This is a genomic window from Sandaracinobacteroides sayramensis (assembly GCF_022014495.1).
GTDB classification, from domain to species: Bacteria; Pseudomonadota; Alphaproteobacteria; order Sphingomonadales; family Sphingomonadaceae; genus Sandaracinobacteroides; species Sandaracinobacteroides sayramense.
Genome location: NZ_JAKLSQ010000019.1, coordinates 106,275 through 116,015 on the forward strand (window position 1 = coordinate 106,275; position 9,741 = coordinate 116,015).

Annotated in this window: 6 protein-coding genes; 1 reads left to right on the forward strand and 5 read right to left on the reverse strand. The window is 67.6% G+C overall.

Annotation, left to right across the window (positions count from 1 at the left end; all coding sequences use genetic code 11):
• Positions 1–35 precede the first annotated feature (35 nt).
• The 5 genes from L6Q21_RS14005 to L6Q21_RS14025 form a co-directional block, all read right to left on the reverse strand.
• Positions 36–2,258 (reverse strand): TonB-dependent siderophore receptor, encoded by a 2,223-nt coding sequence (locus L6Q21_RS14005; protein WP_237831393.1) that lies wholly within the window; start codon positions 2,256–2,258, stop codon positions 36–38.
• A gap of 136 nt (positions 2,259–2,394) precedes the next feature.
• On the reverse strand, positions 2,395–3,603 hold the full coding sequence (locus L6Q21_RS14010; protein ID WP_237831394.1) for an OsmC family protein: 1,209 nt from the start codon (positions 3,601–3,603) through the stop codon (positions 2,395–2,397).
• Positions 3,604–3,907: 304 nt separating this feature from the next.
• Positions 3,908–5,035, reverse strand: a complete 1,128-nt coding sequence (gene nagA / locus L6Q21_RS14015) for an N-acetylglucosamine-6-phosphate deacetylase (protein WP_237831395.1) — start codon at positions 5,033–5,035, stop codon at positions 3,908–3,910.
• The gene (locus L6Q21_RS14020) at positions 5,035–6,069 is read right to left on the reverse strand and encodes an SIS domain-containing protein (RefSeq protein WP_237831396.1); all 1,035 of its coding nucleotides are present in this window, start codon (positions 6,067–6,069) and stop codon (positions 5,035–5,037) included. The genes nagA and L6Q21_RS14020 overlap by 1 nt, the downstream gene beginning before the upstream one ends.
• Positions 6,066–6,821, reverse strand: coding sequence for a GntR family transcriptional regulator (locus L6Q21_RS14025; RefSeq protein WP_237831397.1), 756 nt, complete (start codon positions 6,819–6,821; stop codon positions 6,066–6,068). The genes L6Q21_RS14020 and L6Q21_RS14025 overlap by 4 nt, the downstream gene beginning before the upstream one ends.
• A 240-nt stretch (positions 6,822–7,061) precedes the next feature.
• Here L6Q21_RS14025 and L6Q21_RS14030 point away from each other — a divergent pair, with 240 nt between their 5' ends.
• Positions 7,062–9,734: a TonB-dependent receptor gene (locus L6Q21_RS14030; RefSeq protein ID WP_237831398.1), complete on the forward strand. Its 2,673-nt coding sequence runs from the start codon at positions 7,062–7,064 to the stop codon at positions 9,732–9,734.
• Positions 9,735–9,741 lie beyond the last annotated feature (7 nt).

Sequence of the window (9,741 nt, forward strand, 5' to 3'; positions counted from 1 at the left end):
TTCGCCCTTCGGGCGGGGCGGAACGGGCCGGGAACTCAAAGGCTCACCTTCAGGTCGAGGCTGATGATGCGGGGGATGCCCGGCGACAGCGAGTAGCAGCAGGTGCTGGTGCCGCTGTTCCAGAACTTCCGGTCGAACAGATTCTGCACCTGGCCGCGCAACGTCACCTCGCGGCCGCCGAACTCGAAGGCATAGTCGGCGCCCAGATTGGTCAGCAGCACGTCCGGGGTGTAGACGGTCCAGTCCTTCGCCTGGTTGTTGTAGATCGCCGCCTTGCCCTGATAGCGCAGCAGGCCGCGCAGGCCGAAGCCCGGCAGGAAGGCGGGGTTGTAATCGAGGTTCAGCACCCCGTTCCACCGCGCCGTGCCATGCAGCGGCCGGCCGATCAGCCAGCTGTTGGTGGCCTCCTTGTGCTTGCCGTCGACGAAGGTGCCCGACACGCCGACCGCCCATTCCGGGCTGAAGCGGATGCGGCCGGCCGCCTCCACGCCCTGGTAACGCTCGATCCCGTCCTGCACCAGGCGGTTCTCGTCGGTGATGAGGTTGGCGCCGCGGTCCAGCCGGAACACCGCCAGCTCGCCCGAAAGATTGGCGCGCTCGAACTTGGCGCCGGCTTCATACTGCTTGCTTTTGAGCGCCGGAAGAATGTCTCCGGCGTTGGTGTAGATGTCGCCGACGATGGTGCCCGCGCCCAGCGCCTCGATGTAGCTGGCGTAGAAGGTGGTGCCTTCGTCGGGCCGGAAAAGCACCGCCAGCGTCGGCGAGGTTCCGCTGGTTTCATAGTCGTTGGTGAGCGCCAGTGTGGCCCAGGCCCAGGATTTCGAGTGGAACTTCGTGTAGCGCACGCCCACCAGCAGCGAGAGCTTGTCGAAGAAGGTGATGGTGTCGCTGATGAAGGCGGACTTCTCCTCGTCCCACCCGGTCTTCTTCTTGTCCACGTTGCGGCTGTTGTCAAAATTCCAGCGCACCAGCACCGGGTCGAAGATGTTGCCGCCGGCCTGGATGGTGGCGGCGTTCTGGCCGTGCCGGCCGGTGCTGTCCCGCCAGTCGAGCCCGGCGACGATCTGGTGCCGGATCGCCCCGGTTTCGAACTTCCCTTCCAGATAGAAGGAGGCGAGCGTGTTCGAATAGACGTTGAAGCCGTCGAACAGCCGCAGCGCATAGTCGCCCTGCTGGTTGATCAGCATGATCCGCTCATAGGGCAGCCGGTGGTTGCTGCCGACCTTGCCGAAGCTGATGCGGGCCGACCAGTCCGGGTCGAACTGCCAGTTCAGGCTGGTGGTGGCGTTGTAGAGATGCCCGTCGGTGTAGGTGTCGTCGGAGGCGAAGCGGGTGCGGCCGCTGACGGGATCGGGCACCTCCTTGTCCTGATAGGTGGGCACGAAGGGATTGGCGTTGCCGCCCACCACCCAGCTCGGCTCGGCCCGGTCCAGCCGGTTGTGGTGGTAGAAGGCGTCGGCGTTCCAGACGAGGGTATCGGTCAGCTTCAGTTGCAGGCCGACCGAGGCGCCGCGCCGCAGATGCTTGCCCTGATTGTAGGTCTCGCCGAACTCCTGCACCAGGTTCACCCGATAGCCCAACGCGCCGTGCGTGTTGCCCGCGTCGACATGCTGCTTGAACAGCGTGGAGGACTGGTAGCCGAGGGTCACGTCCAGCAGCGGCTCGGCGGTCGGCCGCTTGGTGATGAAGTTGATGATGCCGCCCGGCGCCGCGAAGCCGTAGATGAAGCCGCCCGCGCCCTTCAGGAGCTGCACCTGGTCGAGGAACTCGGCCGGCGTGTCGGCGCCCTGCGCGTCGCGCAGCGGGATGCCGTTGAAGAGGAAGCTGCGCACCGCCGCGCCGCGCACGGTGATCCACTGGGCGTGGATGTTGTAGCTGCTGCCGCCGTCGCGGCCGACGCTCGAGTCGGCGATGAAATAGTCGGCGGTGGTGTGGGCGCGCAGCTTCTCGATTTCCTCCGCCCCGGTGGTGGCGATGGAGAAAGGCGTTTCCAGCGAGGTCCGCGCCCCCAGCGCGCCAGAGCTGATCTGCGAGGTGGCGCGCTCCGCCTGGCCGGTGACGATGATGGTTTCGCTGCTGTCCGTCGCCTCCGCGTCCGCAGCGGCGTCGGCCGCCAGCGCCGGGGCGGCGAGCGTCTGCGCGGCCGCGAGCGCCAGAAGCGAAATGCGGTTGGGCCGGAGACTGGGCCGGAGACCGGGCCGGCGACTGGACAGGCGGTGGAGCGGGTGGCGGAAACTGGCGCCGTCTGTTCTGATCATGATGCGACTTCCCTGAATTCTGAGATTTCCATTTGGCGGAGAAGGCAGGCCCGCATATTGCCTATCGTTTCGATAGAAATTTCGGCCGTCGGAAAACCGTCCGCGCCGAACTGCGGGCCCTGCTCTCATTGGCCCTTCATTGGCCGGCGTAGCGGCCGCGGACGATGCGGCCGTCGATCGGCTGTGAATCCTTCAGCAGATTGTAGATCGGGCAGGAGCCCTCCACCGCGTTGCGCAGCTTCTCGATCACCGGCGCCGGCGCCGGAGACTGCACATGCACGCTGTAGGAAATGTCCTGGAAGCGCGGCGGAGTTGCGCCGCCGCGCGGGGTCAGCGTCGCTTTCGTGCGCACTTCCAGCGCGTCCAGCGGCACTTGCGCCTTGGCGGCCTCGATCTCGAAGATGTGCGTCAGGCAGGTGCCGAGCACGCCGATCTGATGGTCTTCCGCCGAAGGGGCGAGCCCATGGCCCAGCGGGCCGGCGCGGCCGTCGTGCACGATCTGGAAATTCCGGCCGCCGGTGCGGGTGTTGCGGACGCCGGTGGCCGGCTCGACCACGGCGTGCGCGCGCAGGCCGGTCGGCTGCGGCCGGTTCGCCTGCGGCTGCGCCGCCAGCTCCTTCTGCCGCTGCTGCCGGCGCAGGATCGCCTGCCGCTTTTCCACCAGAAAGTCCCTGAGGCCCGGCGGCAGGTTCGGATCGAGCTGCGCCGGGCTGGCCGTCAGGTGGATAGCGCCATGGTCGAGCGGCTTCCCCTCGCGGATGATGTCGAGCACCGGGGAGTTCCTCTCCACCGCCTGCCGCAGCGCTTCCAGCTGCGCGTCGGTCGCCGGGCTGTCGAGATAGGCGACATAGGCGAGGTTGCGCGGATAGGAGACGGTGCGGGTCTTCGCGACTTCGGGGCTGTCCGGGCGGCTGGTGAAGATCACGTCGACGGAATCGAGCGGGATGTTCTGCGCCGCGGCCTGCAGCACATATTCGTTCGCCACGGCGCTGGCCGCGACCGCCGCGAAGGTGTCCCACGAACCGGCGCCCAGATCATAGCCGGCATAGCCGCGATCGCTGTCGCTCAGATACTGATAGTCGCCGATCTGCAGCCGCCGGACTCCGGAGCGGCTTTCGGCCGTCGTCCGCGTCTCGATGGTGACCGGCTGCCTCGCCTCGGGCTGCTCCAAGGCGACCTTCTTCTTCGCCACCACCTCGCGCAGCGGCGTCTCGCCGGCGGCCGACGCACCTCCGCCCAGGAGCAGCGCCAGCCCCATGGAGGTCGCTATCAGCGCCATGCGACGGCGGCGGCGGGCCCGCGCGGCGAAACTGGAACGGAAATCGAAAACGGTCAGATCGGGCAAGCCTCTATCTCCCTTGGAACAGGATGGACGGATTCCATGGGCAGGCAGCGGCGCGGCGCATCGAAGCGGCGCGAAATGGCCTTTGCAGGCGCCGACGGGGCCGGCGACCTTGTTCCATGGAAGGAATCCGGGGTGCCCGACGATGCCGTCTCAGCAACGATGCGGCCTTCGACGCCGGCCGCTCCCCGCAAGCTACCCAAGCGCGGGAAGGCAGGTAAACAAACCTAATCTATTCGGTTGACAATCCACTCTTGCACGGAGTGGCAATATTGTCGGCCAGTCGGATCGTCAGGCGGCCGGATCGTCAGACGGTCCGGCCGTCGATCCACAGCGCCTTCAATTCCAGTCCGGGGGAAAGGCGGAGCATGGTCGCCGGGCGGCCGGGGGCAAGCTCCAGCGGCGGCAGGCCGAGGAAGGCGGCGGGGCTTGCGGTCGCCATGCCGACCGCCGTCTCCAGCGGCAGGCCTCCCTGCGCCATGGCGTTGCGCACGGCGGAAAGCATGTCGAGCGTGGAGCCGGCCAGCACCCCGTCGTCGGAGGTGAGGACATCGCCCTTGCGGCGGATCAGCCGGCCCTGCAGCAGGAATTCCGCCGCGTCGGACCCGACGCTCGGCATCGCGTCCGTCACCAGCATCAGCCGCGCCGCGCCCTTGGCGCGCAGCGCCACGCGGAAGCTCGCCGGATGGATATGGTGGCCGTCCAGGATGATCCCGGCGTAGGAATCCGCATCCTCCAGCGCCGCGCCCACCATCCCCGGCGCCCGGTTCACCAGTTGCGACATGGCGTTGAAGAGATGCGTGAAGCCGGTGGCCCCGGCGGCGAGCGCGGCCCGCACCGTTTCCCAGTCCGCATCGCTGTGGCCCAGCGCCACCACGACGCCGGCTTCCACCAGCCGGGCGATGCTGGCCGGCGGCACCACTTCCGGCGCCACCGTCAGCAGGCGCACGCCGCGCCGCGGGCGGGCGAGCAGGCCGAGCATAGCCTCGTCCATGGCCGTCAGCCGGTCCTCGCGGTGGATGCCGTGACGGGCGGGGCTGATGAAAGGCCCTTCCACATGGATGCCGAGGATTCCCGGCACGCCGGCCGCGATCGCCGCGTCCACGGCGTCGAGCGCGCGCGCCACCCGGTCGGCCGTGTCGCTGATGAGGGTGGGTAGAATGCCGGTCGAGCCGAAGCGGCGGTGCGCGGCGGCGATGCGGGCGATTCCCTCCACATGCGTCTCGTCGTTGAACAGCACGCCGCCGCCGCCGTTCACCTGCAGGTCGATGAAGCCCGGAAGCAGCAGGTCTCCGCCCAGATCGACTTCCGCGTCGGCCGCCGCCGTTTGCGCGGCTTCGCCGACGGCGGACACCAGCCCGTCTTCCACCAGCAGCGCCTGCGCCCGCAGGCCATCGGGCGACAGCACCGAACCGTTCAGATATCTCGTTCGCATCAAAGCGTTTCCGTCACCTTGCGCAGGCCCGGCGGTGTGTCGGGGTCGCGCCCGCGCGCCAGCGACAGGCTGTTCGCCAGCCGGTAGAAGCTCTGCGCCAGCAGGATCGGCTGGATGGCGGCGGGCGCATCCTCCAGCACCGGCAGGGCGATTCCCGGCGCGCCCTTGGGCAGGCCGGCCGTCATCAGCGTGGCGCGGTTGGCCTCGAACAGCCCGGCCAGTTCGCGCACGCTTTCCAGCGCTTCGTCCTGCTGCCCCAGCAGCAGCACGGGGAAGCCGTCGCGCACGAGCGCCATCGGCCCATGCTTCACTTCGGCGGCGCTGAAGGCCTCGGCGTGGAAGCCGCAGGTTTCCTTCACCTTCAGCGCCATTTCCTGCGCCACGCCCAGCGCCGGACCGCGCGCCACCACATAGAGATGCTCCGCCCCCACCAGCCGCGGCAGCGCCGCCGACCAGTCCAGCTCGAAGGCGCGGTCGAGGGCCGAAGGCAGCGCCACCAGCGCCCGCGCCAGCTCCGCGTCGCCATGCCAGGCGGAAAGCAGGTGCAGCATGGCCGAAAGCGAGGCGATGAAGCTCTTGGTCGCGGCGACGCTGCGCTCCGGCCCGGCGTGGAGGGGCAGCAGCAGGTCGGCCGATGCCGCCAGCGGCGAAGTCTCGTCGTTCACCAGCGCCAGCAGCAGCGCTCCGCCGGCGCGCAGCCGCTCGGCCGCCGCCAGCAGGTCGGGGCTGCGGCCGGATTGCGAAACCGCCACCGCCGCCGCACGCGCAAGCGCCGGGGTGACACCATAGACGGAGGCGGTCGACGGCGAGAAGGAGCCGGTCGGCAGACCGGCGCGCTGCTCCACCCAATAGCGCAGGAAGGTCGCCGCATTGTCGCTGCTGCCGCGCGCCAGCGTCAGCAGCAGGTCCGTCTCCCGCGCTTTCATGAGCCCGGCGGCGCGCGAGACCGCGCCGGCGTTGGCGGCCAGTTGCCGCGCCACGACCGCGCCGGCTTCCGCCGCTTCCAGGAACATGCGGGTGCGCGGGCCGTTCATGGCGCGTCCGGCGCCACCAGTTCGGCGACGAAATCGTAGGAGTCGCCCCGGTAGTAGGAGCGGGTGAATTCCACCGTCCGCCCGTCGCGGGCGAAGCCGCGCCGCTCGATCTCCAGCCCGGCGGAGCCGCGCTCTATGCCCAGCAGGTCGGACTGGTCGTCGCGGAACAGCACGGCGCGCAGGCGTTGCAGCACCCGCACCGGGCGATTGTCGGCGAGCGCCGCGTAAAGCGATTCGCGGACCGCCTCCACCCCCGGCAGCGCGAAAGCGGGGATGGTGGAATGCTCGATCGCCATCGAAACCTCGTCTGCGTGGCGGATGCGGGCGAAGCGGTAGACGGCGGTGCCGGGCGAAAGCCCCAGCGCCATCGCCTCTTCCGGCGTGACCAGCCCTTCCGAGCGCGACAGCCACACCGAATGCGGCGTGCGCCCGCGCGCCTGCATGTCCTCGCTGAAGGAGGAGATGGCGGCGAAATTCTTCTCCACCCGCTCGGCCACGAAGGTGCCGGCGCCCTGCCGGCGGACCAGCAGGCCGGCTTCCACCAGCCCCTCGAACGCCTTGCGCACGGTCACGCGGGAAACCGAGAGACTGTCGGCCAGATCGCGCTCGGGCGGCAGGGCTTCTCCGGCGCGCAGCCGGTTGCTGGAAATAGCGTCGTGGATCTGGCGCTTCAGCTGCACATAGAGCGGCGCGGAATCCCCTTCCAGAGGACCGATTCGCTCCACGAAGCGCTGCGCCACCTGCTCCTGCATGCAAAGCCTTTCCTGCCCCAACCGCGCCAGCTAAGCGCAATGAGAATACCATTTCAAGACCATAAATGGGCAGGAACGAAATATCGGCGCGAAATCGGCAGATTCCCTCTTGCCAAGCCACACCAATATGGCATCAATTAAGAAAATGCCTGCTGCCTATGTGCGATATGGTAGCATATTGGTGTTTAAACAATATGACTGCCGGGGATAGCCCGGCGATCGGCCAGGGAGATTGAGGCTATGGGTAAGCAGGGATTTGCAGCAAGGCTCGTCCGCATGTCGGGCGCCAGCCTCGTGGCGCTCGCCATCGCGGCGCCGGCCGTCGCGCAGGACGCCGGGACGCCGGCTGAAGAGGACATCGTCGTCACCGGCATCCGCGCCTCGATCGCGGCCTCGCTCGAAGCCAAGCGGGCGTCGGTGCTGGTCTCCGAAGTGGTGACCGCGCAGGACATCGGCAAATTCCCCGACAAGAATGTCGCCGACTCGCTCGGCCGGCTGACCGGCGTCAACACCGTCACCGGCTCCTCGGCCTCGGGCGGCTTCGGCGAGAACCAGTCGGTCACCATCCGCGGCACCGATCCCAGCCTCAACCTCACCCTGTTCGACGGCCACTCGGTCGCCACCGGGGACTGGTTCGTCCTCGACCAGATGTCGGGCGGGCGCAGCTTCAACTTCAGCCTGCTGCCCTCCGAGATCGTCGGCAGCCTGAAGGTCTACAAGAGCCAGCAGGCCGACCTGCAGGAAGGCGGCGTCGGCGGCACCATCGATATCCTCACCCGCCGCCCGCTCGACCTGAAGTCCGGCACGGTGAACGCCTCGGCGCAGCTCGTCCACAACTCGATGACGACCGATTTCAGCCCCAACCTCTCGGCCGTCGCCAGCTGGAAGAACGCCGACGAGACCTTCGGCATCCTCGTCTCCGGCTTCTATCAGGAACGCCGCTTCCGCCGCGACGGGCAGGAGTTCCTGGGCTATGGCGTGGCCGAGAATTTCGCCGGCACCGGCGAGGACGTCGCCTTCCCGACGCTGATCGGCGAAGCCTATTTCACCCAGAAGCGTGTGCGCAAGGGCGGCAGCGCCACCTTCCAGTGGCAGCCCAGCGACCGGATCGAGCTGGTCGCCAACGGCGTCTACACCCGCATGGACGCCGACAACACCAATGTGAACTCCATGCTGTGGACGAGCCGGCTGATCGCCAACAACTCGACGCCCGGCACCGACGGCTATGCGCTGGCCGGCTACACGGTGAAGAACGGCTATCTGACCTCGGCGAGCTGGAACAACAATTCCGCCGACGGCAAGCCGGTGCAGGGCCGCGTGCAGGACGACATCTTCCGCAAGGCCTACAGCTCCACCTGGGTGGCCAATCTGGAAGGCCGCTTCGAAGCCACCGACCGCCTCACCTTCAGCGGCCATGTCGGCTACACCAAGGGCATGGGGGCGACGACCGACACCTTCGCCTGGGAAACCTATTGGGACACAGGCGCTTCCTACGCCTTCGCCGGCAAGCACGCCGACCTCGCCTATCCGGGCCTGTCGACCGACCTCACCTCGCCGGCCTATCTTAACAATTACTACAGCTGGTCGTGGGGTGGTGAAATCCGCTCGCCCGACGAGGAATTCTACGCCCGCCTCGACGCCGAATACGCCTTCGACGGCTTCCTGTCGGCGATCAAGGTCGGCGGCCGCTACGCCGACCACAAGCGCTCCGTCGACTACAAGGCCTATGGCTGGGACGGGAACGGCCTGTTCTCGGGCACCAACACGATCGGCCTCGGCACCGTCTTCGCCGGCGGCTTCACGCCGCGCGGCTATGGCGGCTTCTTCAACGGCAAGACTTATCCGCTGGCCGATGTCGACAAGGTGCAGGAGTTCCTGGACACGCAGGCGGGCGGCCGCAACTTCGACTTCTACGCCCCGGAAAGCTGGGCGCTGAGCGAAAAGACCGCCGCCCTCTACGGCATGGCGAGCTTCGGGCAGGAACAGGACGCGCTGCGCGGCAACATCGGCCTGCGGGCGGTGCACACCAGCCTGCGCAGCACGCAATACGCCCAGGCGACCGAGACCAGCCACGACCTCGACACGCTGTTCGGCTATTTCGACATCGTCAACGACAGCAACAAATATTGGGACTTCCTGCCCAGCGCCAACGTCTCGTTCAACGCCGCCGAGAATGTGGTGCTGCGCGGCGCCGTCTCGCGGGTGATGGCGCGGCCGGGCTATGCCGATCTCGCCGGCGCCTTTTCCCTCAACGACCTGGCGCTGACCGGCACCGCCGGCGGCAACGTCCATCTCGATCCCTACCGCGCCTGGCAGTTCAACGTGGCGGCGGAATTCTATTATGCCCCCGAAGCGCTGATCTCGGTGAACCTCTTCTACCTCGACGTGCAGAGCTATGTGACGACGGCGACCTCCGAGCGCTGGTTCGTGACCCAGCAGCACCCGCAAGGTGAGTGGTTCCTGGTGACGACCCCGGTGAACGGCCCCGGCGGCCGCAACCAGGGCGTGGAAGTGAACTGGCAGCAGCCGCTGTTCAACGGCTTCGGCCTGCTCGCCAACTACACCTATTCCGACGCCAAGAACGACGATGGCGATGTGATGGACGGCAACTCCAAGCACAGCTTCAACGTCACCGGCTTCTACGAGAACGAACTGCTGTCGGCCCGCGTGGCCTATGGCTTCCGCTCGAAGTTCCGCTCCGGCATCGACCGTTCCACGCCGATGTGGCAGGACGATTACGGCCAGCTCGACGCTTCGCTGCAACTGCGGATGAACAGGAATGTCTCGCTGACGCTCGACGCGCAGAACCTTACCAATTCCAAGCTCTATTATTTCGTCGGCAGCCGGGATGTGCCGCGCGCCTGGTATAATAACGGCCGCACCTTCTGGCTTGGCGCCCGCTTCTCGCTCTAGACGGGAC